Consider the following 415-nt stretch of genomic DNA (forward strand, 5'->3'; position numbering starts at 1 on the left):
GCGCGATCGCATCGAGTTGCCGTTCGAGGACTTGGGGGAACAGCGGGTCAAGAATATCGACCGCCCGGTGCGCGTCTGGCGCTGGGTTCGTGACACCGTTGCGTCGTTGCCCAAGGTTGATCAGACGAATATGCCGCTCCCGGAAAGACCATCGATCGTGGTCCTTCCCTTCAACAACATGAGCCGCGATGCCGAGCAGGAGTACTTCAGTGACGGCATCACTGAGGATGTCATCACGGACCTCAGCAAGGCATCTGGTCTGTTCGTCATCGCGCGCAACTCGGCTTTCGTCTACAAGGACAAGACATTCAGTGTCCCCCACGTGTGCCGCGAACTCGGCGTCAAGTTCGCTCTCGAAGGCAGTATTCGAAAGGTCGGAAACCGGGTTCGCGTCACCGCCCAGCTGATCGACGGC

General features: G+C 59.3%; 1 pseudogene. It reads left to right on the top strand.

Annotation, left to right across the window (positions count from 1 at the left end):
- Window positions 1-415: pseudogene (locus tag EN874_RS32320) on the top strand (guanylyl cyclase); the annotation flags it as partial.

Origin of the sequence: Mesorhizobium sp. M1D.F.Ca.ET.231.01.1.1 (assembly GCF_003999155.2) — a bacterium.
Classification (GTDB): Bacteria; Pseudomonadota; Alphaproteobacteria; order Rhizobiales; family Rhizobiaceae; genus Mesorhizobium.